Annotated in this window: 16 protein-coding genes; 13 read left to right on the plus strand and 3 right to left on the minus strand. The window is 41.4% G+C overall.

All coding sequences use genetic code 11. The annotated features are described in order from the left end of the window. Window positions 1–881 precede the first annotated feature (881 nt). The 3 genes from J2X69_RS11385 to J2X69_RS11395 all read left to right on the plus strand — a co-directional run bounded on the left by J2X69_RS11385 (window position 882) and on the right by J2X69_RS11395 (window position 7,713). Window positions 882–4,169 carry a TonB-dependent receptor gene (locus tag J2X69_RS11385; protein ID WP_310103256.1) on the plus strand — a complete coding sequence of 1,096 codons (3,288 nt, stop codon included), beginning with the start codon at window positions 882–884 and terminating at the stop codon, window positions 4,167–4,169. Between the two features lie 26 nt (window positions 4,170–4,195). After that, on the plus strand, window positions 4,196–5,749 hold the full coding sequence (locus tag J2X69_RS11390) for a RagB/SusD family nutrient uptake outer membrane protein (protein WP_310103259.1): 1,554 nt from the start codon (window positions 4,196–4,198) through the stop codon (window positions 5,747–5,749). A 275-nt stretch (window positions 5,750–6,024) separates the two neighbouring features. Next, complete coding sequence (locus J2X69_RS11395; protein ID WP_310103263.1) at window positions 6,025–7,713, plus strand: sulfatase; 1,689 nt, start codon at window positions 6,025–6,027, stop codon at window positions 7,711–7,713. A gap of 333 nt (window positions 7,714–8,046) precedes the next feature. Here J2X69_RS11395 and J2X69_RS11400 read toward each other — a convergent pair whose 3' ends face one another. Further along, window positions 8,047–9,357, minus strand: a complete 1,311-nt coding sequence (locus J2X69_RS11400; RefSeq protein WP_310103265.1) for a ferric reductase-like transmembrane domain-containing protein — start codon at window positions 9,355–9,357, stop codon at window positions 8,047–8,049. A 260-nt stretch (window positions 9,358–9,617) separates the two neighbouring features. On the opposite strand from J2X69_RS11400, the gene J2X69_RS11405 reads away from it, so the two are divergent. From J2X69_RS11405 to J2X69_RS11445, 9 genes are all read left to right on the plus strand, one after another. Next, window positions 9,618–9,893, plus strand: coding sequence for a hypothetical protein (locus tag J2X69_RS11405; RefSeq protein WP_310103268.1), 276 nt, complete (start codon window positions 9,618–9,620; stop codon window positions 9,891–9,893). Between the two features lie 112 nt (window positions 9,894–10,005). Further along, window positions 10,006–11,409, plus strand: coding sequence for a sugar porter family MFS transporter (locus J2X69_RS11410; protein ID WP_310103271.1), 1,404 nt, complete (start codon window positions 10,006–10,008; stop codon window positions 11,407–11,409). A gap of 165 nt (window positions 11,410–11,574) precedes the next feature. Then, window positions 11,575–12,120, plus strand: a complete 546-nt coding sequence (locus tag J2X69_RS11415; protein WP_310103273.1) for a sigma-70 family RNA polymerase sigma factor — start codon at window positions 11,575–11,577, stop codon at window positions 12,118–12,120. Window positions 12,121–12,346: 226 nt separating this feature from the next. Next, a complete protein-coding gene (locus J2X69_RS11420) occupies window positions 12,347–13,303 on the plus strand; it encodes a FecR domain-containing protein (protein ID WP_310103276.1) in 957 nt (318 codons plus the stop codon). Window positions 13,304–13,579: 276 nt separating this feature from the next. Further along, window positions 13,580–16,990 carry a TonB-dependent receptor gene (locus tag J2X69_RS11425; RefSeq protein WP_310103278.1) on the plus strand — a complete coding sequence of 1,137 codons (3,411 nt, stop codon included), beginning with the start codon at window positions 13,580–13,582 and terminating at the stop codon, window positions 16,988–16,990. Between the two features lie 10 nt (window positions 16,991–17,000). Continuing rightward, window positions 17,001–18,671, plus strand: a complete 1,671-nt coding sequence (locus J2X69_RS11430; RefSeq protein WP_310103280.1) for a RagB/SusD family nutrient uptake outer membrane protein — start codon at window positions 17,001–17,003, stop codon at window positions 18,669–18,671. 755 nt (window positions 18,672–19,426) lie between these two features. Next, window positions 19,427–20,989: a MutS-related protein gene (locus J2X69_RS11435; protein ID WP_310103282.1), complete on the plus strand. Its 1,563-nt coding sequence runs from the start codon at window positions 19,427–19,429 to the stop codon at window positions 20,987–20,989. A 146-nt stretch (window positions 20,990–21,135) separates the two neighbouring features. Beyond that, entirely contained in the window at window positions 21,136–21,588 is a 453-nt protein-coding gene (locus tag J2X69_RS11440; RefSeq protein ID WP_310103284.1) for a hypothetical protein, read from the plus strand. Between the two features lie 127 nt (window positions 21,589–21,715). Further along, on the plus strand, window positions 21,716–22,114 hold the full coding sequence (locus J2X69_RS11445) for a hypothetical protein (protein WP_310103287.1): 399 nt from the start codon (window positions 21,716–21,718) through the stop codon (window positions 22,112–22,114). 143 nt (window positions 22,115–22,257) lie between these two features. Here the strand turns inward: J2X69_RS11445 and J2X69_RS11450 are convergent, their stop codons facing one another. Together J2X69_RS11450 and J2X69_RS11455 are read right to left on the minus strand one after the other, a co-directional pair. Continuing rightward, complete coding sequence (locus tag J2X69_RS11450; protein ID WP_310103289.1) at window positions 22,258–23,601, minus strand: ammonium transporter; 1,344 nt, start codon at window positions 23,599–23,601, stop codon at window positions 22,258–22,260. Between the two features lie 280 nt (window positions 23,602–23,881). Beyond that, window positions 23,882–24,730, minus strand: coding sequence for an N-acetylmuramoyl-L-alanine amidase-like domain-containing protein (locus J2X69_RS11455; RefSeq protein ID WP_310103290.1), 849 nt, complete (start codon window positions 24,728–24,730; stop codon window positions 23,882–23,884). Between the two features lie 288 nt (window positions 24,731–25,018). Between J2X69_RS11455 and J2X69_RS11460 the strand changes: the two genes are divergently transcribed. Continuing rightward, entirely contained in the window at window positions 25,019–25,522 is a 504-nt protein-coding gene (locus J2X69_RS11460) for a hypothetical protein (protein WP_310103292.1), read from the plus strand. The last annotated feature ends 162 nt before the right edge of the window (window positions 25,523–25,684 follow it).

Genomic DNA, 25,684 nt, shown 5'->3' on the forward strand with positions numbered 1-25,684 from the left:
GTTCCAATTTGAAAAAAAAGCCATTGAAGTTGCTAAGGCTGATTTGCAGTGAACATGTGTATCATTACCGTACAGATTTTTTTTAGTAATCGGACGTTAGACTATCTCCATTAATAGCGCGAAGAAAGAAATTTTTGCACGTTCATGATATCAGGATCCAGCTAAGAGCAACCCGAATTTTAAAGCCTAAGGTGTCTTAAAAAGTGCCGTTTTCGGCGGCTGGATCAGCATTTCATTAATCTAACTTAAGTTATTGTATAAACACCACCTAGTCCGAATGGAAGCAATAACTAATCTATTGATTGAAGCTTGGGTGAGTTTTGCAATTTTTTTATTGAATGAATCTGGAAAGCTAAATTTTTTCTCTAATTTGGTAGGTGAGATAGTGTATGGATTTATCGGTTTTTTTTAAAGTCAATTAACGTCCAAAGGTTGTTTTGCTTTCTTAGGAAACCGGTACTTTCTTCATTAGGATGAGCACGTCTTTTTAAGACGTATAGATTTGATGTATAAGTTTTTGATTGCTGTTGGAGTCCATTTTTTCATGGACCTCTGATAATTGGGTTTTATTATAATTTGCTTTAAATCTGAAAGCAAAAGTTCTTAGATTGATTAATTGGTTTGCAGTTTAACTCTGCAACCTATTTTTTATAGAAGTGAATTAGTTATACAGTTTTCAATTGTAAACTGTGCAGGTAAGAGTGTGATTTTTAATTGAGCATAAATTTAAAACTAATTGTCTATGTAACACTTCAGAAGACCTTTATAAGGGGCAGTTGATATTTCGGGAAATTCCTCGCTGCACACTACCGGAACCTGTATTATGATGCATATACAGTATTGTTTAAAGTCAATAACTATAATAATAAACCTCTCAAAACATGAAAATAAATTTACGTAGACGACTTTTGTGGAAGTCTAGAAGGATCCTTTATGGATTTATGCTACAGCTAATATTTAGCCCTCTGCTCCTTGCGGGCCAAGCAGGAGATAATCAAATCACCGGAGAAGAAAAAAAACAAGCGGATATTGAAAAGTCCGCAGAAAAAGATGTGTTGGATGCAGCGGCTATCTCTTCAAGGGATGCAAATGAAGCCATCTTGGAAGTGGCAGATGTAACTGTCACAGGAAAAGTATTTGATGAAACCGGATTACCCCTCCCCGGAGCTACAGTTTCTGTGGCAGGAACTACTTTAGGAACCATCACGGATATTGATGGTAAATTTTCCCTTACGGTTCCTGATGATGCGGAATTGATATTCTCTTATATAGGATATACCCCTCAGCGACTTACTGTAGGTGCACAAACTGAGATCAACGTGACACTTCAACCTGATGCTACAGCCTTGGATGAAGTGATTGTGATTGGATACGGTACCACTAGAAGAAGCGATTTGACAGGGTCGGTGGGATCTGTAGGTGCGGAGGCGCTTAGAGAACGTCCTGCATCCTCATTAAATCAGGCGTTAGCCGGTAGAGTTTCAGGTGTGCAGGTGAACAACAACTCTGGAAGACCGGGAGGAAGGACTACTGTGAGAATCAGGGGCTTTAGCTCCATCAATTCCTCAAACAATCCGCTTTACGTAATTGATGGGGTTCAGATGCCTGTGGGTACTTTAAACCAGCAGACCAATGCGATAGACTACATCAATCCAAATGATATTGTATCAGTGGAAGTATTAAAGGATGCTTCTTCTACAGCAATATATGGATCTAGGGGAGCCAATGGAGTTATTCTTATAACAACTAAGAAGGGCAAATCAGGGGATGCAAGTGTAACCTATAACGTAGATTTGAGCGTCCCTATAATCGGCCCCAATAGACCTAAGGTTTTGAATGCCAGGCAGTATCTCGCCGTGGAAGATCTTGCCTGGGCAAATATGGAGAAATATGATCCGGAAGGATGGAATGCAGGAAAGTGGGCCTATCTGAATCCGGCTTTGAGAAGAACAGATCCGCGGATATTTGATAGTCAGGGAAATCCGCTCTATGATACAGATTGGCTGAAAGAAACCACCCAGAATAAACTTTCGCAAAACCATCAATTGGGTTTTTCAGGAGGAAATGAGCGTACTTCTTACTCCCTTTCTTTAGGATATAGAGATGATCAAGGGCTAGTACAGACTTCTTACCTGAAAAGGTATTCCACCCGGTTCACTTTGGAAGACAAGGTGAAAAGCTGGTTGACAGTCGGAGGTAGTCTTAGTTATAATAATCAATCCGAGAATTTGGTCGATGTTAATGACGCAGTAGCACGTCAGATGGTAGAGGATTTTCCATTCTTGCCGGTAAAATATGAAGATGGAAGCTTCGCCAATAACCGTGACTATCCTTTTGCAGAAGGGACTATGAGTTCTATGCATAGGCTTCAAGGAAGAAAATATATTCTAAATACACAGACTACACTGGGAAGTGCATACACAAATATCAAGTTTTCAGATGCTTTAGAAATGAGAACCGCCCTAGGGGTCAATATTCTTACTCAGGAAAACAATCAATCACAGACAAGAACTTTGGCAATTAATGAAAGGGGAACTGCTTCAAAAAGCATGAGAAAAGATTCTTTCTGGTCATTGGAAAACTATTTGACCTATAACAAGATCTTTGCGGAAAGGCATGCTGTGACCGGGCTTCTTGGGATTTCATGGCAGGAAAATAATTTTACCTCCTTAAGTTCCAGTATACAAAACTTTGCTACGGATTATTTTTCCTATAACAACTTAGGAGCAGGTAGCCAGATTCCCCGTGTAGGATCGGGAGCGGCTAGAGAAGCACTGAATTCCTATTTTGCCAGAATTAATTACATATTGGTTGACAAATATCTGTTTACGGCAACCGGCCGGGCGGATGGTTCATCCAAGTTCGGGGAGAATAATAAATATGCCTTTTTTCCATCGGCGGCATTGGCATGGAGAGTTTCTGAAGAAGGCTTCCTGAAAGGGAATCAGACCATTTCTAATCTGAAAGTCAGAACCAGTTATGGATTGACCGGCAACTCTGAGATACCGCCTTATTCTTCTCTTTCACTGTTAAGTTCCAACTATTCAGCTATATATAACGAAGCTCAGGTTGGTGGAACAGGCCTTAATAGATTGGCAAATCCGGATTTAAAATGGGAGAAAACAGCTCAGACAGATTTTGGAGTTGAGCTGGGCATGTTCAATAACCGTCTGAACGTAGAAGTTGACCTTTATTATCGTAAAACTACGGACATGCTATTGGATGCGCCCGTGCCAAGAACAAGTGGGTACGCTACCCTTCGTAGTAACGTAGGCTCTATGGAGAACAAAGGAGTAGAATTTACACTAAACTCTGTGAATTTCGAAAAGGAAAATTTCAGTTGGAATACCTCATTCAACCTGTCACTTAACAGAAATAAGGTGTTGTCTCTAGCTACCCCTGCAGATATTTTCGGAGTAGGCGGACCAAATTTTACCAATCAGACTAATATCATAAGAGTAGGTGAGTCAGTGGGATCTTTTTGGGGATTGGTAAGATTGGGCACTTGGAGTGAGGCAGAGAGAGCGGAAGCAGCGGAATTTGTGAGTTACAGAAATGGATTGACTATGCTTCCCGGTGATGTGAAGTATTTGGACGTAAATGGGGATAAGGCGATCAATGATTCGGATAGGATGATTATCGGTAATGGCAATCCTGATTTCTGGGGAGCTTTTTCCAATACTTTCAGATTATACAATTTTGATCTTACGGTTGAACTTCAATACAGTGTAGGCAATGACATCCTGGATATGACATTGCATCCTAGTGAAGACAGGCAAGCACTTGCGAATAGCTACATATCTGTATTGAATGCATGGACTCCTGAAAATCAAAATAGCCCGATTGCAGAAATCCGTGATACACGAGCAGGTTATGTGACAAACGTAGACTCCCATTGGGTAAAAGACGGTTCTTTTTTGAGAGGTAGAAACTTGCTTCTAGGGTATAATTTTCCGCCCAATTTGACCAGCGCTATCAAATTAAGCAGATTAAGAGCTTATGCTTCTGCCCAGAATTTCTTTCTCCTGACAGGCAAAGATATTGTAGGCGATCCTGAAGTAACTCCCACCAACGGGGATCTTAACAGTAATGTATTCTCACAAGGCATGAACTGGCACAGTTATCCGAAACCAACAATTTTCATGTTCGGTATTCAGGTGACACTTTAATCCATTTACTTAAAGCGAAATTCGAAATGAAATATATAAATGTAAAAGTAGGCAGGTTGTTCCTCTATGGAGCATTGATCACAGGTTTTGTAGGCTGTTCAAGTTTTTTGGAGGAAAAAGATCCTTCGAACTTGCAACCTGAAAATTTTTATACCATACCTGATCACGCAGAAGCAGCGCTGGCTGCAGTCTATGCAGATACACGATTTATTGGTGGGGGATCGGGAATCTTTTCTGTTACTTGGCAATTATTGGAAGCGCCTACAGGGACTTCTACTACGGAGACTGCCCAAAACTCAGATTTGAACAACTTATACGGATTGATCTATGACGGGCGAACCCAGCATGTGATCAACTGGTGGAATGGATTGTACCGGGTAATAGCCCAAGCCAATTTGGTATTGGACAAGGTTCCGGGTATTACTCCAATGGATGAGGCGCATAAGACCAAGGTGTTGGGAGAAGCCAGATTTCTTCGCGCCTGGGCTTACTTCTATGCGGTAAGGCTTTGGGGCGATGTGCCACTGATCACACTTCCCCAGACTATAGAATCAGAGGACTTTAAACCTGCACCTGCTAGTCAAGAAGCCGTTTATGCACTGATTTTAGAGGATTTGTTGGCTGCTGAAGCAGCAGGATTGCCTTGGATGGATATCAGCGGAAGAGCCTCCTTGGCTGCGACCAAATCATTGCTGGCCAAAGTGTATTTGACAATGGCAGGATTTCCACTAAGCAAAGGCATGACCCATTATCAGTTGGCGGCTGATAAAGCGAAGGAAGTGGTCGATTATGCCAATAGCAACCCTGAATCAATTAATCTATTTCCTACTTACAAGGCGATTCATGATGAGGAAAATGACAATAGGCTGGAGCATATTTTTATGATTCAATATAACGTGATCGTTGCCGGGAATCCTATGAACGATATGTTTCCGAACTTTAAACCGGTGACTTTTGCAGGGCCTTCAGGAACGGGAAGTACCGTACCTACGATAGAATTCTACAATTCGTATGAGCCCGGGGATGTTCGGGCTAAGAATCAAGAGGGTTTTTTCTACACCACTTATTATGAGAATGGCAGTGGGGCAGAATTTGACCTTGGGGCTCCGTATATTTTCAAGCATTTTAACCAGCTTGCCTTAGGTACGAAAGATAAACCCGGTAATAGAGCCAATAACCTGAATGTTCCTCTGATCAGATTTGCCGAAGTGCTTTTGATTTATGCAGAAGCACAAAATGAAGTAGGAGGCCCAAATGCGCTGGCAGTAGAGAGTTTGAAAAGAATCCGTGACAGAGCTAAGTTAACTACGCCTTCACTGGGTGGGTTTACTCCGGATACTTTTAGAGACGCAGTCTTAAGAGAGAGATGGCATGAGCTCTGCTATGAGCAGATCACCTGGTTTGATATGCTTCGCCTGCGCAAAGTATATAATGAAGCCACGAATGGATTTGATCAGTTTGAAGGACATGTAAATCCAAGTTCTAATCAAGCACTTCAGGCGAGGCATTATCTGATGCCTTATCCACTTCCGGAAATGCAGAACAATCCAAATCTTGTTCCGCAGAATCCCGGGTATTGATAGTTGTCAGTAAGATTTAAAACAATAAAAAGGGCTCTGGTTTGGAGCCCTTTTTTAATTGTTTGGTATCGAATATTACTTTTCTGTTCCCTCTCTATTGCCGGTGTCAAGTAGTATGTTTGAAAAGAAAGGAAAGTAATAATGTATTCGGTCAATACTTAAGCGATGAACTCCTGTTGTGGGAATTTGGTGATTTCCCCCTTTTTTACCCCAAATATTTTTAGATTTAAGATATTACTTGGTAGGAATCAATTATTCAATTTTGCCCCATAACTATGAAACCCAATCTAAAAATACTCATGCCTGTTTTATTGATATTGCTGAGTTTCGGCTGTCAAAAAGCAGAAGAGGAAAAAATTCAACGCCCCAATATAATTTTCATTATGTCGGATGACCATGCGTATCAGGCGATTTCAGCATATGACAATACGCTGATCGAGACGCCTAATATTGATAGAATCGCAAAAATGGGCATGCTATTCACCAATGCGTCAGTGACGAATTCCATATGCGCACCATCCCGGGCAACGATCTTGACCGGTAAGCACTCTCATCTTAACGGTAAAGTAGATAACCACTTTCCATTCGATACTACAAATATCACCTTCCCTCAGATTTTTCAGGAGGCAGGTTATCAAACTGCTATGTTTGGGAAATTACACTTTGGAAACAGTCCCAAAGGATTTGACCAATTTAAAATTTTGCCTGGACAGGGATCGTACTACAATCCTGATTTTATTACAAAGAACGAAGGTGATATTAAAGTAGAAGGATATGTGACGGATATCATCACAGACATGACCTTGGATTGGCTGCAAAATGAACGGAAAGCTGATCAGCCTTTTATGTTGATGTACCTTCACAAAGCTCCCCACAGAGAATGGCTGCCTGCTGAGAGACATGTGGAGGAGTTTACCAATCGTACCTTCAAGGAGCCGGCTACGCTTTTTGATGATTATTCCGGTAGGGGAAGAGCTGCAAAGGAAGCGGAAATGAACCTGCTAACCGACATGCACTGGTCTGGGGATTCGAAAGTTTATCCTGAAGTCATGGACGAATTAGGGATAGAGGAGACTTCGAGTTGGGATAAGGGCGCCTTCGAGAGAGAAGTAGGAAGGCTAAACGAATCTCAGCGTGCCAACTGGGATAAAGCCTACATGAAAGTCAATGAAGACTTCAAGAAAGCGTATCCCACAATGACTGAAAAGGATAAAATGAAGTGGAGATATCAGCGCTATATGCAGGATTACCTGGGTACGATCCAGTCTGTGGATGAGAATGTAGGTCGGGTGTTGGACTATTTGGAGGAAAACAACTTGATGGAAAATACCATCATAGTCTATACTTCAGACCAAGGGTTCTATCTTGGTGAACACGGTTGGTTTGATAAGCGATTTGTGTACAATGAATCTTTCAAGACTCCTCTTTTGGTGGCTTGGCCAGAGAAAGTAAAAGCAGGTTCGAAGTCTGATGAGATGGTTCAAAATCTGGATTTTGCCCAAACCTTCCTAGCTGCGGCGGGAATCGAAGCGCCATCCGATATGCAAGGGGAAAGCTTATTGCCTTTGCTCACTGGTGAAACGGATAAGTGGATGCGTGATGCTGTTTACTATCATTATTACGAGTATCCTGCCGTTCACATGGTAAAGCGTCATTATGCAATTGTGACACAAGATTACAAGCTGACACACTACTATTTTGATGTGGATGAATGGGAATTGATAGACCGTAAGAATGATCCTATGGAAATGACCAATGTCTATGATGATCCGGCTTATGCAGAAATTAGAGTGGATTTACACAGGCAGTTGGATGATTTGAGAGAAAAATATGGGGATAATTCCCAGCTCAGTCAGCAGTACATTGATAGGTATTTAGATGATTTGTCTGATCAAAAGGGCTTTTTTGGAGGGAAAAACGCTGAGTTAATCGATAAGATCTTTGAGAATAGAGAAAAGAAATAATGCGTGTATCCGAAACGATGGAGTATTGATGAAATTTCGGTAGATGGTCTAAGTGAGCCAACTCCTTCTTTTTAGAAGGGGGGCAAAATGGATGTTTTCAGGTTGATCCATTATTAATCTTAAACATTTATTTATGTATTCACTACCATCTTTTCTACAAGAACAGGAAGTGTGTATTGCATAAAGCCGCCATTTGTCACATAAGATCTACATAAGAGGCGGATCTTCCGTCATCGCAATGCGAATAAGATGGCAGCCAGAAGCAGCAATATGCCTACTAGATCAGCCAGACGGTGAATGATTTTATATAAAGTTTTTAGTTGATCTTTCATGCTATACCATTTCAAAACGTTCTGAATAGACGAGCCGCCATTCAATACCCAAATTGCGCAGAGACACTTCTGCAGTATCCATCAGCGGCCCGGGTCCACAGATAAAGTACATGTATTTTTCCTTTTGCCGGGGAAAATGCCTCTTCAGAAGTTCTTCCGTAACCAACCCTTTTTCTCCCTTCCAATCGTCATCGGCCTCTTCTAGAACATGAACAAGGTTTAGGTTTATTTCCTTGGTCAATGCTTCCAGTTCTTCACGAAAAGTGATGTTCTCCCAATCTTGGTTGGCATAGATCAAAGTGGCTTGGCGAGGGTCGTTGTCATCGCGCATAGTACGGAGCATACTCATGGCAGGAGTAATGCCTATGCCACCCATAATTAAAAACAGATGAGCTCCCGGTTCGGGGATAAACACGCCAAATGGCCCTTCTAGAAAGGCTGTGGTGCCAAGCGGAAGGGTTTTCCACGTATCGGTAAAATCACCAAGTGCTTTGGCTGTAAGCTGGATGTTTGGCTGTCGGGCACTGGAGCAAAGCGAAAACGGATGCTGCTGCAGCGAAAATGGTGTAGTGTTGATGGTGATCCAGCAATATTGTCCCGGCAGATAATGCATTTTTTTCCCTGTCATTGCTTCCAGCTCCAAGGTGTAACAATCGCTCAGTTCAGGGGTAACCCTTACGATTTTATATGGGTGTCTTTTGTTTTTCAATGGCCGGACAATTCGGGTATGGATTACCAGATACATACATGCGCCCATTGTGGCTGACAAAGCAAGTTTTTTCCAAAGTGGTTCCATATAATGAGATACCTGTAGCGCATGTACTACACCTATGAAAACAATAGCAAGAGCCAGCAAGCCATGAAGTAACCGCCACTTCTCGTAATTTAATTTTAGTGCTTTTCGCCACAGGCTGCTTCCAATAATTCCCACTAGGCAGACCAGCACGAAGCTTAGTGCCAAAGCCCGCATAAAATTGACATGTGGATCGAAATAAGCAAGAAATGAAGCATCAGTCAAAATCAGTGTGATTGGGTGGGCCAGCACAAATAGGATAGAAATTATCCCAATTTGTTTATGAAATTGCATCATATTGTCCCCATTATAGGTAGGTGCAATTTTCTGAAAACGACCAGTGAAGAGAAATTGCATGCCCATCATGCCTAGACCGATAAAGCCAAATGCAACACCTAATTCAATCCAGAACTCCCGCACAATGGGTAATTCGCCTGATATGGCTAGCAATAAGGGGATCAGTGCAAGCACAAAATAAATAAACAACCATAAGAATCCATGACGGTAGGTATATCCCATATCATATAGGAGGCAAAAACCTTTCCTAATGGAGAATTTGGCTCATTTGTTCTTCTATTAGAAGAAGGTAGGATTTGGACACTCTTACTATAGTTATTTTCGGTTTTGGATAGCTATACTGCAAGATCGATGACTGATATGACGAGGCCAGTTGACTATTAGTATGCTATTGGGAAAAGCGCATAGTCATCTCTTCTATTTTAATGGATGAGTTTTTTAGCCAATGAACTGCCTATTTTGAATATAAATAATCCAAATCCATGAATAACCTCAATCAATCTTACCCAATCTCTCCTAAGGCCAAAGCTTTTTACCAATCGAATAACTACATCAAGCTAAAGCAGGTTCTCAGTCCTGAGGAAGTCGCCCATTTCAATGAAGTTATTACTGCGGAAGTTCAGCGGAAAAACACACAGTACAGACCGTTTCAAAAATCTAACACCATTTTTAAAGAATTTTGCCTGATTTTTTCTTTATTCCTTCGTACGACAAAGTTCAAATTATCACTTCTAAAAGTTATTACAGTCCTTGTGTAGACCTGTTATGTTATATGGGACAGTTGCAGTTACCACAGGATTGCTAAAATCCTAAAAAGCCCTATTTTATCACTTCGATTTTATGCTTTTCTCAAAAACCTAAGCTGTTCCCATGAAACCTACCTATTCTTACAACCAAACGTACATTTGGCTGATCAGTCTCACCGCAGCATTGGGAGGGTTTTTATTTGGTTACGATTGGGTGGTGATAGGAGGGGCAAAGCCATTTTATGAGCCGTTTTTTAATGTTACTTCCGCAGCAGATCAGGGCTGGGGAACGAGTTCAGCGTTGATTGGCTGTATGATAGGGGCAGGAATTTGCATACTTATCAGTGATAAATTAGGTCGAAAAAGATTGCTGATCTTCTCTGGCTTACTTTTTTCATTGTCTGCGATCGGAACAGCTATAGGGGGCACTTTTTGGGAATTCAATTTCTATAGAATCATCGGAGGTGTGGCCATGGGAGTGGCTCTGAACCTTTCCCCTCTTTACATTGCGGAACTCTCCCCTCCGGAAAAGCGGGGAAAAATGGTGACAATCAATCAGCTGCTGATCATGGTTGGAGTGCTTCTGGCTCAGTTGGTCAACTGGCAGCTATCGCTGCTGGATACTCAGTTGGCGGATGATGCGGGCTTTGAGATGATTGCAGCAAGCTGGAGCGGGCAGATTGGCTGGAGGTGGATGTTTGCGGCAGAAGCTATTCCTGCGCTCTTGTTTTTTGTATTGATGTTTTTTGTGCCCGAGTCTGTGCCTTGGTTGATTAAGAATAGGGAAGAAGTCAGGGCAAGACAAATACTTGTAAAAATCGGAGGTGAAGCGTATGCGGATGATACTATTGCTGAAGTAAAAACAACATTGAGAGAAGGTGATTTTGGCCATGTAAATCTCAAAGAATTGTTTCAGAAGAGAGTGATGAAGCTACTTGGGATCGGTATTTTCTTGGCTTTTCTCCAGCAGTGGAGCGGGATCAATGTGGTAATTTATTATGCCGCAGATATCTTTCAGGCGGCAGGTTACAATCTGAAGCAAATGATGCTGAATATTGTGGTAATCGGAGGAGTCATGGTACTTTCTGTTTTCATTACCATCTTCACAGTGGATAGATTTGGAAGGAAGAAACTCCTGTTGATCGGTACTTCTGCGATGGCGATTCTCTATGGATTGATAGGGTATTTTTTCCTTATCGATCTTGGAGGAGACTTAGTTGTATTGGCTGTTTTGACCAATGTGATGTTTTATTCTTTCACTCTGGCACCGCTGCTGTGGGTGGTGCTTTCAGAGATTTTCCCTACCCGGATTCGGGGGGCGGCTATTTCCATTGGTGCTTTGGCACATTGGGTTGGGAATTTTACATTGACCTATTTCTTTCCTGCGATCAGGGAGAATCTCGGGTGGGCAAATAACTTCTGGCTGTATGGAGCAATATGTGCGTTCGGTTTCTTGGTGATCTACTTTGTATTGCCTGAGACGAAGGGCAAGTCTTTGGAAGAGATAGAGAAGGAGTTGGTTGGGTAATTGATTCTTTTAGCGTGTCTTTTATACTGCATGATTCGATTTCATAATTAGTTTTTCTTGCCAGTCAAAAGCTTGTACGAGCTATAAAAACTTAAATTATACTTAACAGGATTTTTTAGCATTTGAGGAAGAGACCATACAATTTTGCTTCAAGCAACTTCAGAAATGGAAAACTTGTCAGATAGCGAATTGTATGCCTTGATCCGCCAGAGGAATTATGTTGCATTTGATAGGCTATTTGACCGATACTGGGATAAACTTTTTAAGTATGCCTACAACATCCTAGCGGACAGGCAACAATGCGAGGATGTGATCCAAGAGGTGTTTACGGGTCTTTGGGAAAATGCATCCGGTAGAACAATACAATTTATCCCCACTTACCTGTATAACTCAGTCAAGTATCAGGCTGCCAATGTGATCAGAACCAAAAAGTGGCACCTGGAATTTGAGTGGACAGAAGAGGTTGAAAGTCATGATCCGGAGGAAGCACCTTATGATATGAAGGGAACACGGCTGATACAGCTTGAAAAGTCTCTGGCAGAATTGCCGCCTAAGTGTAGGGAAGTAATGGAGCTGAGAGGGAAAAAAGGGCTTACCGCAGCTGAAATAGCTGAAAATTTGGGGATTTCTACACGGACAGTGGAGGGACATATGCAGAAGGGTATGAAATTGTTGAAAGCTTCTTTGACACAAGTCTTTTTATTTTTCTGAAAGTCTCTAAACGGTTCCCGCAGATGAAAGCAGAAAAAGGCGCAGATCTACGCAGATTTCTTTTATCGACTAGTGTAGAGCTTTCTTACCTAGAAGGAGCAAGGATTTATTAATTCTAAGGTGTGATTCCGTTACCTTTTTATTGCCTGTATTACCAAATTATTACATCTGAAATCCGGGCGCGTATTTTTTAGAGTTCGTGTTACTACCCTTCAAAAGTAACACAATGGACAAGATGCAATTTGTAGAACTCCTTCGTAAAAAAGCATCAGGAAAGGCCACTGCTGAGGAGCTGAAGCAGATAGAGGATGTTTTTGAACGATTTCAGCAAAATGGGCAGAATCTGGCCTGGACAGAAGCTGAGCAGGAGGAAATAAAGCGGAGAATTAAAAGTAGGCTGCCACAAGCTGTGTCCAAAGAAGTGGTTATTGATTGGAAAAAATACCTGATTGGCATTGCGGCATCGGTATTGATTTTTGTGGCTGGCTATACTGCCTATCAAGAGTATAGTTTTGAGCCTGAGATCCCGATTCTTCATCGCAGCACCAATTCTTCTCAGCGTGCAAAGGTATTGTTGCCTGATGGAACACGTGTTCATTTGAATGTAAACTCCAGACTGAGTTTTCCTGAGTTTTTCGATACAGACCGGCGTGTAGTTGAGCTGGAAGGGGAAGCTTTTTTCGAAGTAGAGAAAAATCCAAACAAACCTTTTATCGTCCGGACTGAGAATCTGACTACCACTGTCCTGGGAACGAGTTTCAATATGCTGGCGATGGATGGAGCTGCACCTACGGTTACCGTAACTACGGGAAAAGTGCAAGTGACGCCGGTGAATACAAATCAGGGAGAGGTGATTTTACTTCCTGACCAGCAAGCTGTTTTGTTGCCATCCCTTGAATTGGAGGTTTCTCGGGTAAATAGCCAAGCCGTCTCTGCTTGGAGATCCAATGAAGTGAAGTTTGATTTGTTGCCTTTCGATGAAGTGGTGGCACTGCTGGCACAAAGCTATCATGTGAAAATTGAGTTGAGAGGGTACAGGAAGAATGACTGCTTAATCAAAGCGTCTTATGCTAATAGTGGAGTGGAATACATACTCTCCGGACTTCAGAATTTAGCTGATTTTGACTATGAAATTCAACAAAACGGAGATGTGCTAATTGACTATAAAAATTGTAAAAATTAATTCAAGCCTATGACAAGCCTATGAAAAAATCCTTTTGAAGTACTAAATGAGAGTCGAGCTGCGCCAACAGTCTGAGCACTCCTATCCGGGGACTAGCCCGGTCTATTTGAAATCGAGCATGGCTCAAAAGTCACACACTGGAATGATTATAATGCATGCGACCTGCCTGCCGCCTTTAGGCAGGGATTCCATCCCGATCCGCCGCGGCGGACGGGACAGGCTATGTGGCTATTGAAAAATAAATTATAAACACATGAAAATCAAACGTTTAAAAACATGAAAAATTATTTACCCAAGAGTGTAGTGGGATTTTGTAAAGGCTCTATAGCACTAGCCTTACTTCTAATCCTTTTTGCCCAAAGTATACTTGCAGCTCCTATAGGTCACCAAGATCTTGCCAGCTACAAAGTGAAACTGTCTGTAGTGGATGTCAAGCTTGTGGAAGTATTCAAGCTACTGGAAAAGCAGACTGATTTTGAATTTGCGTATAATCAGGATTTAATCCGCTCCAAATCCAGAATTTCACTGAATATAGATTCAGATCTAAGAAATACCCTTCAGAAAATTTCCGAGCAAAGTGAGTTTGATTTTAATAGAATCAACCAGATTATCTATGTGAAAAATCACAAAGTTGTGGTGGAAGAGATCAAGGAAGAGAGAACAATTACCGGGGTTGTAATCAGTGCAAATGATGGAGAACCTATTATTGGAGCCTCTATTCTGGTGAAAGGAACTACTACGGGAGTGATTACTGATATAGACGGCAAATTCACACTCACAGTTGAAGATGAGGCTACGGAGTTGGTTGTGTCGTATGTGGGCTACAAACCCCAAACCATAGCCCTGACAAATTCCAACCGGATCACTGTTTCTCTGGAGGGCGAGGATTCTCTTCTGGAAGAAGTGGTGATTATGGGATACGATTCTCAAAAGAAGAAAGACCTCACAGGATCCGTGTCCGTGGTGAATGTGGAGGAAATGAAATCTCTGCCGGTGGCAAATGTGGAAACTATGCTGGCCGGTCGTGATGCAGGTGTGCAAGTGCTTTCTGACAATGGCCCCGGGGGAAATGTGACAATCAGAATCAGAGGATTTGGAACTGTGAACAACAATGATCCTTTGTATATCATTGATGGTACTCCTGTCACCAATGGTCTCAATACTATTAATCCTCAGGACATAGAGTCTCTTCAAGTATTGAAAGATGCTGCAGCCTCTTCTATATACGGTTCCAGAGCGGCCAATGGCGTAGTTATTATCACGACAAAGAAGGGGGGACGCTCTGAAGAAGCTACCATCACCCTGGATGCATACGTAGGAATGCAGAATGCCTATAATCTACCGAGGATGCTGTCTGCCCAAGGGTATGGCGATATGCTATGGCAGGCATTCGCAAATGATGGAAAAACTCCCGCCAGTGACGTGTACGGTTCTGATCCAAACAACCCCGTAATTCCACAGTATCTGGATGCTGCCCAAAGAATACCTTCTGCGGATGTGGATTGGGTAGATGAGATTTTCAAAACCGCACCGGTACAGTCTTACAATGTGAGTGTGGCAAAAGGAGGGACTAAAGGAAGTCATGTGATGACTCTTGGGTATTTCAACCAAGAAGGAATAATAAAGCATACAGGTTTTGACCGGTTCTCGGCTAGATTCAACTCCAATTATAAGATTAAGGACATTCTGAATGTGGGAGAAAACTTCACAGCTTCTTTCACAAGAACAAATGATGTAAATACCAATTCATCTCTTGGAAGTATAGTCTATGATGTATTCCAGTTCCCGAGTATTTCACCTGTAAAAGATCTGAATGGCAATTTTGGAGGAAATCCCCTCAATGATATTGCAAATCCACTGGGTACTCTTTATCGTCAGAAGGATAATACTAAGAACCGTGTAAAAGTGTTGGGCAATTTCTTCGCTGAAGCTACACTGGCAGAAGGACTGACATTCAAAACCAACTTGGGTATCGACTATGAAAACCAAACCAGCCGTGCTTTCTCACCGGCCTACGATGAAATTCTTTCGCTGCGCGTAGTGAATAGCCTGTCAGACAATAGCTCTTTCTACTATCAATTAGCTTGGACTAATATGCTTTCTTATACCAAAGAGATTGGTAATGGTAATTTTGATTTGCTGTTGGGGCAGGAGTCTATTGAGAATTATGCGGAGTTCAAAGGTGCCTCAAGACAAAGTTATCTTTATGAAGATCCAAATTTCCACTACTTGGGTTTCGGAACGGAGAATCAGCAGAACTCAGGGGGTGCAAGCAAGTGGAATCTGACTTCTTATTTTGGGAAAGCCAATTATAATTGGGCAGACAAGTATCTGGTGTCTGCGACTGTCCGATATGACGGTACTTCCAGATTGTCCAAAAATAAATGGGGTGTTTTTCCCGCTTTCTCAGCAGGATGGAGGATCAGCAATGAGGAATTCCTGAATATGGGAGATAAAGTGGATGAGTTGAAAATCCGTGCAAGCTGGGGACAGACAGGAAACCAGGATGTTCCTACTTATTCAACCCTGGCGAGCTTCCAGAATAATATCTCTTATTCCAACTATCCAATTGATGGCCAACAAGAAGCTGTCGCAATAGGTCTTGTACAAACCCGTGTGGCGAATGAAAATCTCAACTGGGAAGTGACTACCCAGAGCGGTGTAGGGGTAGATCTGAGCATGTTTGGTGAGCGGTTTTCAGTGACGGCAGATTACTATAGCAAGGTGACCAAAGATGTGTTGATCTATGCTCCCATTCCTTTGACCTATGGTGGTACCAATGATGGTGTATGGGTCAATGGCGGTGAAATGAGAAACCGTGGCTTTGAATTGGGTACAAAATTCAGCGGTTCGGCCGGAGAAGTATACTACAATCTGGGTTTCAACTACACCTTCTATAAGAATGAATTGCTTTCTCTTAGCAATGGGGTGAAATACCTGGGTATCCCCGGTTCTTCTCTACACAGTGTGAATTTTGGACAGGAAGTATCTAGAACCCTTGTGGGACAGCCGATCGGCACCTTCTTCGGATATGAGTCTTTAGGAATATTCAAAACCGATGCGGAAGCTGACGCCTACACGGCACAGCCATGGGCTCAGGCAGGAGATTTGAAGTTTAAAGACATCAATAATGACGGAGTGATCAACGATGAAGACCGTGCGGCTATAGGTTCACCCCATCCAAAGGCAATTATTGGTTTCAGTGCGAATTTCCTGTACAAAGGATTTGATTTAGGCTTATTCTTTAATGGTTCTTTTGGACATCAGATTTACAATTTGACCAAATACAAAACACATTTCTTTAACCAATCTTCTTACAATAAATCGGATGCAGTGCTTGGAGCATGGACTCCTGAAAATTCGAATTCAGAAATTCCAAGATTGTCACTTGATGACCAAAATGATAATATCCGGCCATCGTCGTATTATTTGGAGAATGCTAGCTTCTTAAAACTGAACAATCTTCAGTTGGGCTATACATTTCCCGCCTCCTCTCTCAAAAACATGGAGTTGCGGCTTTACGGACAAGCTTCCAATGTATTCACTATCACAAGCTATTCCGGGATGACTCCTGAGATCGGACTGCAAAGTTATTCTTCCAGCAGCAGAAACCTTGATATCGGGGTAGACAGAGGGATTTATCCTCCTTCCAGAACATTTGTAATTGGTGTAAACGTGAAATTCTAAGACTAATAACATGAAAATTTTAACACATAAATTCCGTACCCTTTGCTGTGCAGTAGCCATTTCGACTACAGCTGTGTCCTGCTCCTCCGACTATCTTGAGGAAGTACCCTATGGAGAGGTGGCTCCAGGTGAAATGACTTCACCTACCAATGTAGAAAGAGCTATCATTGCCGCATATAGTGTGCTGAATGGCCAGTTCGACGCTGCGACGAGCGGATTCAATTCACCTGCTTCCAATTGGAGTTTTGGTGATGTGGTCTCCGATGATGCGTACAAAGGCGGTGGAGGTACGGGGGACCAAAGCCAAATCCATCAAATGGAGATTTTTGGTACGAGTCCTACTACTACAGATGTTCAGCGAAAATGGTTGGCACTCTACGAGGGCATAAAGCGGGTTAACTATGCGCTCAATCTTCTGAGAGCGAGTGAGACATTTGATCCGGCGCTTCAGCTACAGCGGGAAGGGGAATTGAAATTCTTGAGAGGTCATTATTATTTTGAGCTTAAGAAGATTTACAACCGGATTCCATACATCGATGAGAGCGCTGTGACAATTGAGGACTTTTATGTATCCAATACAGTCTTGTCTGATGAGGAACTGTGGGGAAAAATCGAAGCTGATTTTAATGCTGCATATACAGTTTTGCCGGAAAATCAGACGGATGCAGGAAGGCCTACCAAGATGGCGGCCATGGCTTATATGACCAAAACCTATGTATTCCAAAATAAATGGTCCGACGCATTAGCAGCAGCCAACGAGGTGATTGCTTCAGGGAAATATGCCTTATTGCCAAATTTCAGGGATGTATTCCTTCCTGATTTTGACAATAGCAGTGAAGTCATTTTTGCAGTACAGCATTCTGTCAATGATGGTGAGCCGAGCAACTACAATGGATCTATAGGCGATAGACTATCAGCTCCCGGTGGTCCGTATTACAATCAATATGGATTTCACAGACCCAGCCAGAATCTCATCAACAGCTTCCAGACCTTAAGTGATGGTACGCCGAATTTTGATGCACAAAGCAATCCGAGTTCGCTAATGGATCCCAGAGTGGATCATACGGTAGGGAGACCGGGAATTCCTTACTTGGATCTGGGGATAAACTACGAGAGTAATTGGGCTAGAGACTTGGCTACCTATGGGCCTTATGGTCCAAAGAAGCGGATTGTCTCGGCTTTATCCAGTCTTCAGGTCAAAATCTGGCCATATATTTCAGCCTTGAATTATTATGTGATTCGTTATGCGGATTTATTGCTTTGGAAGGCAGAAGCCCAAGTAGAGCTAGGTGACCTTGAAGGGGCCAGAGCTACAGTGAATATAGTTAGACAGCGGGCAGCTTCAAGTGAGCGGGTGAAAATGTTGGGTTCGGATGCCCCTGCTGCGGATTATGCTATCTCGGTATATCAGTCTCCTTGGGCTGATGCTAATGCGGCTCGGTCAGCGGTCAGATTAGAAAGAAGGTTGGAACTGGCAATGGAAGGGCATCGCTTCTTTGATCTGGTACGGTGGGGAAACACTGCCGAGGTGATGAATGCTTATTTCGCCAAGGAAAAAGAACTTCGCTCGCATCTGGCAAATGCTAGTTTTAAGCAAGGGGTGAACGAGTATTTTCCTATTCCACAAGCTTATATTGACTTGGTTGGTAGAGACTTAGTTGAGCAGAATCCGGGCTATTGAAATCCGTTCGTGGCGACACGAACGGTGGCAGAATTAAAGGCTGCCCGTGATGAGACGTATGGCCGCAAATGGTGTATGAGAATGTAAATATTAAAAGCATGGGGGAGACTCCATGCTTTTTTTCTATAAGTATCTAATTGATTTCCACGGATAAAAGCAGAAAAGGGCGCAGATCTTCTCGGATTTTTATGTCGGCCTAATCACTTTTATCCCCGGTTGTGAAGGTTAATTCGTGCAACGAATAGCGTGTTTATTCGTTGTGAAATATGCAACGAATGAGAGCTTTTATACATAATCAAAATGATTGGCCGAATTTCACATGGAAAAGGAACAAAAAGGAAATCTTGACATTACCGAATGGATTAAGTGATTTTTAAACTGTTTGATCCATTCTTTAAAATCGACAGATTTACTATTAGCAAGAATTTTGTTTAAAGCAGACTTTTGGACTAAAAATTCTAATACACTTATAAATGAAAGACAGTAATAAGCTGCCGAACACCCAACTTTTGACCGCTCTCCATTTAATTCGCTATAGAACCAAATCAACTATTCATTCTTAAAAAATGGTTTCAGATTTTTATCATAACCTAATTCAATCAAATAGGGTTAATCTGCAGGAGAGCAAGAAAAATCTTTTAATTATTCAATTATTGAGACTTTTCTTTTTCGCTGTTTTTTTGGTATGCTTGTTACTTTTTTTAAGTAACTCAGGTAGTTACATTTATTTTTCTGCATTTGGTCTTTTGGGCTTCATGTTTTTAATAAAGGCCTATAAGAGATTTGAAGATGGAAGTGAATTTTTCAAAAGAGTGGATGATGTAGCTCAAAGAGAATTGAAAATAATCAACAATGATATTCCTACGGGCAAAGTGTCAGTGAATAGAATTGAAAAAAATCATGTATTTGCCTTTGACTTAGATGTACTGGGAGATAATTCTTTATTTTCCCGATTGAATAGAACTTCATCACAGATTTCCGAAAGTTTATTAGTTGATTCACTTACCAAGCTTAGCAGTGACCTGAAAAATATTTATAGAAGACAAAAATCAACTGCAGAACTTTCTCAAAAGATCTCCAAGATCGTAGATTTTAATGCTATTGCATTACAATATTTTGAAAGCCAATCAGAAGTAAGCTTAATAGACCAAGCACTCAATGATCGTTCAAGAAAAGTCGGTTTGGGTTTAGTTTTTTCTTCAATAGCATTATCCCAGGGAGCTCTTCTGACCTTGGTATTAGCTATTTCTCAGGTACTGCCCCATCAGTATTGGATGATTTTGGTTACAATCAATCTGATAGTAACCTATTGGATCAAGCAGGCGAAATCGGATAAGAAGTTGGCTCTTGATAAGAGCATTTTCATAATTAAAAAGTATCAGGAGCTGGCTGACCACCTCAATAAATTTGGCTTTGAAGACGGGCAGCTCAAAAGCTTATCTGCGGACTGTGGGAAAAACAGCGCTATTTTAGCAAAGTTGAGGTCAATATTAAACTTTCAAAAATCTTCCAATTTTATAACTAACGGTTTTTTCTTATTGGATATCCATGTGATTCGAAAAATAGAAAGCCTTAAATCAGAATCCAAAATTGATTTTGGGAACATGGTTTTAACTATTTGCCAAATAGAAGAATTGATTTCTATCGCTTTTTTTAAATTCAACAATCCTACCTATACTTTTCCTTTATTAACAGATAAACAGGGAATTTTGAACTTTAATGAATTGGGCCATCCATTTGTCCTTAGGGAAAATTGCATAACCAATGATTTTAATCCGGAAGCTAAGGTCAATATAGTAACAGGATCTAATATGTCAGGGAAAAGTACATTTTTGCGTAGCGTTGGGATTAATTTTGTTTTAGCTCATATCGGGGCCCCTGTTTTTGCTTCCCGTTTTGAAACTTCTCTGGGCAATTTATTTACATCAATAAAAACCGTTGATTCCTTAAATGAGCAAAAGTCTTTTTTCTACTCTGAAATATTGAGACTATCAGAAATCCAAAGAGATATCGATGAAAATAAATGGGCTTTAGTTTTATTGGACGAGGCGCTCAAAGGAACAAATTCTGAAGATAAGCTTAGTGGATCCATTTCGCTTGCAACCAAGTTTTCCAAGTTGAACTGCATGCTTTTTTTTGCTACGCACGATGTACAGATGGGAATCTTGGAAAATCAAAACAAAGATGTTTTCAGCAATTATTGTTTTGAAAGTGAGGTGTCAAATAATGAGGTGATTTATGATTTTAAACTGAGGAAGGGTGTTGCCAAAAGTAAAAATGCTACTATCTTACTCAAAAACCTTGGAGTTATTGATTGATTTCTTTGTAAAAAGGATTTAATTTAAGAGGAGCAATAAATGTAAAACGTATACCTAATAATAGGAAGGTAAGTACTACTATCCGGCAACTTTTAGGTCCTAATTTCCACTCATCATACCGAGGCATTGGTTGTAAAAACTAGATAATGGAAGCGGTCAATAGCAAATCAAAACTCCTTCTTATAAAGTGCCTGCTGATTACAGGTGCAGGAGCTGCTATAGGAATAATCTTACTGATTTTAATTATTTCGGTGATCATGGGAGAAAGCGGTAGGGGATATGCAATAGGCCTTGCTATTGATCCGGTAGAAAAAGCAATGATTGGGTTGCAGCTCTTAAGCTCGCTTGCAATAGCATATTTCATCGGCCCTATGACAGTAGATGCTATTAGGCAGGGACAAAGCGGGACTTACGTCGGGATTAAAAGCCTGCTGATCTGCTGGACTGCTCCGTGGATTCTGCTGACTCTGGTAATAGCTGCATTGGATCTGTCTTGGTCTTGGGACTTTATGCTGGTTAATGGAATGGCAGCCATCATTCCCGCACTGATAATCGGGCCACTAGTAGGACGTGCCATAAAGAAGAAATCGAGTATGTAAAAGACGACACACAACTTGTCCCGAACTTGCTTCGGGAGAGGGATGATTATTCACCGAGCGAGATTCTCCCGATCCGCCGCGGCGGACGGGACAGGTCATCTGACCTCTTAAAACAAATTATAATCAGATGAAATCAAAAACTATCATAAGATATCTAGTTTCGTTGCCTGCTTTAGTGATGTGTTCTTGTGAGTGTTTATCAACTGATGAATCTGTTTCACCAATTATTGAAACTGAACTTCCATCGACAACGGCTATTGGGACAACTGTCTCATTTAAAATATTTCATGTTGTATACAGTGGTTGCGGTGAATACTCACGACAAGAGACGATCAGGGATGGCAGGACAATAACTGTTAGATTGTTCGGTAAGTATCCAACTTGTAAAATGTGCCCTGACAATATTCCAACCCTTGAGACAGTTTATAGATTTGAAGCAAAAGAAAAAGGTGACTATTACTTTAAATTTTATGCAAATAATTTTAATGGAGAAGAATTCATACTTGATACTTTAAAAGTGCAGTAGTATGTACCGGTCGCCAATACAAATGTGTCATTTCAATAATCAATCAGTTCCTCTTGTTTTCAAAAGTCTCTGATTGATTACTATAGTACTAAGCTCTTTTAAAGAAAGGGATGTGAGCTATTTTTGTCCTAATCAAACAGCTTTTAAATAGTCTCTCCGTGCTGGGAAATATCCAGTCCGATTTCCTCGTATTCTTCCCGCACTCTAAGCGTCACGAATTTATTGAGCAAGAAGAAAATCACATATGCCATCCCAAATGAAAAGGCACAAACACCTACCAGCACAAGCATGTGCGATCCGAAAACCCGCCAGCCTCCATTGAGGAGACTAGACCCTTCAGGATTGGCAAAAATCGCAGTTAAGATCATCCCCATGATCCCTCCGATTCCATGACATGCAAATACATCCAATGTATCATCTATTTTCTTCAAAAACTTAGCATGCACAGCCAGATTGGAAACTATGGCGCCGATACCTCCGAAAAAGAAACTTTCTGGAATAGTGATGTAACCTGCCGCAGGAGTGATCACTACCAGACCGACCACCGCTCCTATACATGCCTGCATGGCAGAAATTTTTCTTCCCTGTATTCTGTCAAATAAAACCCATGTCATCATCGAAGTAGCCGAACATACAGTGGTAGTCGCAAAAGCCAAAGCCGCGGCTCCATTTGCTCCAAATGAAGAGCCGGCATTGAACCCAAACCAGCCAAACCACAGCATTCCTGTGCCTAATAGCACATAGGTGATATTGGAAGGATCGTGGTGTGGTTTTTTTCTTTTACCCAGAAATAATGCACCTGCCAAAGAAGCAAGTCCGGCACTGATGTGTACCACAGTGCCACCTGCAAAATCCAGAATACCGAAATAAGAGCCGATCAGCCCATCGGGATGCCAGACCATGTGACAGAGGGGAGCATAGACGAATATGCAGAAAATCCCGATAAAGAAAAGATAGCCTATAAATCTCACACGCTCCGCAAAAGAACCTGTGATGATTGCCGGCGTGATAACGGCAAATTTCATCTGAAATAAAGCAAACAAAACGAAAGGAAGTGTCGGCCCCAGGGCTTTATGAGGTAAAACGCTCACCTGATCAAAGAACAAGTATTGAAATGGATTTCCAAAAATCCCGTATTTCACTCCATCTATGGTGATGCCTATGGGGTCTCCAAATGCAATACTGAAGCCTACTACTACCCAGAGCATCGTGACTACTCCCAGTGAGATAAAACTTTGAAGCATGGTGGAAATAAGGTTTTTCTTGCCTACCATTCCTCCATAAAACAGGGAAAGTCCCGGAGTCATCAGCAAAACCAAGCAGGATGCGGTCAGTAGCCAAGCTATATCAGCATAGACCAACTGATCTTCTGTCCCAAAATTTTCAATGATTGGTTGACTTTGCTTCCAAAACAATCCAACTACAGGAGCGGCTATAGTTATGAGAAAAGCAACCTTCCACTTGATTTTCATTCTACTTTTTTCCATGCCCCAAAAGTAAAAGAATAAATCTTTTGTTCGGCATAGATCAGTAAATCCAGAATAAAAAATTAATAATCGTGATAAAACATCTTTAATGTTATGAAATCCAGTGTGATGTAACCGTCACACAGAGAGATGATTATCGCTCATGCGGGATTTCCTAAAGGCCGGAGACAGGCTATCCTTGCCTTCGGTCAGGGTGATGATGTGACCGATAAAAATCAAACTATAAACATGAATCTTTTACTTCCGATGCTAATGCTTTAGCAGACAGTTTTTTACCAAATCAGTTACCGGTCAATCGTACTACCATAATCCCCGACTGGGATTTGTTTCCAGTGAGATAGGCACTAAGTGGTTTTTCGGAAATCTCTACTTTCATATTTGTTGAGGAAGCGTGAAGAAGGTGTATTCTCCCATTTTTTTCTATGGCAAATCCCGTGTGGACTATATCCAGATTAGCCATGGAAGTGGTGATGGCGATCAGGTCTCCTGACTGAATGTTCGTTTCCAGTTTACTGATTTCGGTTTTGGGGATGTAGAAATAGCTGCGGGTTTTAATTGACGCTTCTGCGTTTTTGATTTCAGCGAGATTTGCAGGTTCAGCTAGCTGCATGTAGAATTTTGGATTTTCCGACATGAAAGAGGGAGCGTTTGGATAAGGGGAACCACCGATCTCTTCTGTGATGTCGGTTAAAATTCCCTTTTGCCCATTTTCATAAATCCAGTCTGAAAAATAATGTAGGCGGGAAGGATAGCCTTCATTACTTCCATTTCTATATCGAATATGTGCCAGTTCTCGTTCAAATGCCTCAAAGGTGAAGTCGTTTTGCCCGGCAAGCCTTGTCAGGGAAATGACTGTTTCTACAAAAGTAGTGCAGTCAACACCCTGAAGGTTTATTACCAATTTCTCTGTTCCCGGAAGCTCCAGCGTTTTCTCTACGTAAGGGGTTTCAAGAAACCATTGCCCGATTTCTGTTACTAGCTCATTCGTGGATTTTCCGCTAAAATCTCTCCGGGAAAGCTGGCTGAGTATTTCTTCCAGCTTCTGTCTACTTTCAAGTGTACATACTGTTTGTCCTTTGGAGAGGAAAGGGAGAAGTAGAAAAAGGCTTAGCCCTATAATCTTGCGCATGAAGGATAATCTATAAGATCAGATAAATGGAAACGAATTTAAATTACTCCCAAATAAACCGAATCTGAAAGTTTTCTTCTCATAGTTCTAAAGCTTTCATAAAATACCCCTGCTTGATACTATAAACTCAGGATAAATGCGGATATTTCGCCTTTAGGGATAGATAGACAGCTCATGTTTTTTTCAAAGAGGTATTCTATAGGAATAGAATTCTACATTTTGGAACGAGTTGTTATAGCCGTTCTTGAGGACACCAAACTACAGCATACAACACTTAAAATCTCCCAAATGGCAATCAAAAACACCCCTGTTTCTCAAAATTTGGCATTTAATACGCACGTGGATTACGTAGCAAAGGAATTTAGTTTTTTAGTTTCAGAATTTGGATTTGCTGTGTCCAAAAATGAATTCATAGGCAGAGAGTTTTGGATAGTTTATTCAAATGCACCTATTGATATAGAGATAGTATTTGAAATAGGCGGGCTACCGTTTGTGACCTTGAGAAATAATAACATGCCTCATGATGAATCAGCATACATCGATAACGGAGATAGCGTAGAAGAATTCAGTGTAAGGGCTCAACAAATCAAGAATAGTAGGTATGAACGAAGGGAACAGAAGGATAATCACGTCATGACAAACACTGGTGACCTTCTTTTAAAGCAAGAAAGTGACGACTATCTCTTGTGCGGACGCGACGAGCATATTGAATATTTGAAAGAAGCTGCTAGTACAGTTCGTAAAAACATTGAGTTTAAAAGAGGAAATATAGGGATAAGAGGATACCGGTAATATAAAGACCAATCAAAGCCATGAGAACTGTGGATTTGAACTGCATGCCAAATGGGAGTTTTTTTTCTCCCCTTTCTTAAAAAAAAACACCTTTGTACAGGAGGAGAGGAATATTTTAGCGATGGTACCAGCTCGTAGGCTGGGATTCTTACATTTTTTCCT

The sequence above is a fragment of the Algoriphagus sp. 4150 genome, from assembly GCF_031457395.1.
Classification (GTDB): Bacteria; Bacteroidota; Bacteroidia; order Cytophagales; family Cyclobacteriaceae; genus Algoriphagus.

What these genes read in the sequence shown, in the direction of transcription:
- J2X69_RS11385 (WP_310103256.1), top strand. Translation starts at nt 882, where the DNA reads ATGAAAATAAATTTACGTAGACGACTTTTGTGGAAGTCTAGAAGGATC.
- J2X69_RS11390 (WP_310103259.1), top strand. Translation starts at nt 4,196, where the DNA reads ATGAAATATATAAATGTAAAAGTAGGCAGGTTGTTCCTCTATGGAGCA.
- J2X69_RS11395 (WP_310103263.1), top strand. Translation starts at nt 6,025, where the DNA reads ATGAAACCCAATCTAAAAATACTCATGCCTGTTTTATTGATATTGCTG.
- J2X69_RS11400 (WP_310103265.1), bottom strand. Translation starts at nt 9,357, where the DNA reads ATGGGATATACCTACCGTCATGGATTCTTATGGTTGTTTATTTATTTT.
- J2X69_RS11405 (WP_310103268.1), top strand. Translation starts at nt 9,618, where the DNA reads ATGAATAACCTCAATCAATCTTACCCAATCTCTCCTAAGGCCAAAGCT.
- J2X69_RS11410 (WP_310103271.1), top strand. Translation starts at nt 10,006, where the DNA reads ATGAAACCTACCTATTCTTACAACCAAACGTACATTTGGCTGATCAGT.
- J2X69_RS11415 (WP_310103273.1), top strand. Translation starts at nt 11,575, where the DNA reads ATGGAAAACTTGTCAGATAGCGAATTGTATGCCTTGATCCGCCAGAGG.
- J2X69_RS11420 (WP_310103276.1), top strand. Translation starts at nt 12,347, where the DNA reads ATGGACAAGATGCAATTTGTAGAACTCCTTCGTAAAAAAGCATCAGGA.
- J2X69_RS11425 (WP_310103278.1), top strand. Translation starts at nt 13,580, where the DNA reads ATGAAAAATTATTTACCCAAGAGTGTAGTGGGATTTTGTAAAGGCTCT.
- J2X69_RS11430 (WP_310103280.1), top strand. Translation starts at nt 17,001, where the DNA reads ATGAAAATTTTAACACATAAATTCCGTACCCTTTGCTGTGCAGTAGCC.
- J2X69_RS11435 (WP_310103282.1), top strand. Translation starts at nt 19,427, where the DNA reads ATGTTTTTAATAAAGGCCTATAAGAGATTTGAAGATGGAAGTGAATTT.
- J2X69_RS11440 (WP_310103284.1), top strand. Translation starts at nt 21,136, where the DNA reads ATGGAAGCGGTCAATAGCAAATCAAAACTCCTTCTTATAAAGTGCCTG.
- J2X69_RS11445 (WP_310103287.1), top strand. Translation starts at nt 21,716, where the DNA reads ATGAAATCAAAAACTATCATAAGATATCTAGTTTCGTTGCCTGCTTTA.
- J2X69_RS11450 (WP_310103289.1), bottom strand. Translation starts at nt 23,601, where the DNA reads ATGGAAAAAAGTAGAATGAAAATCAAGTGGAAGGTTGCTTTTCTCATA.
- J2X69_RS11455 (WP_310103290.1), bottom strand. Translation starts at nt 24,730, where the DNA reads ATGCGCAAGATTATAGGGCTAAGCCTTTTTCTACTTCTCCCTTTCCTC.
- J2X69_RS11460 (WP_310103292.1), top strand. Translation starts at nt 25,019, where the DNA reads ATGGCAATCAAAAACACCCCTGTTTCTCAAAATTTGGCATTTAATACG.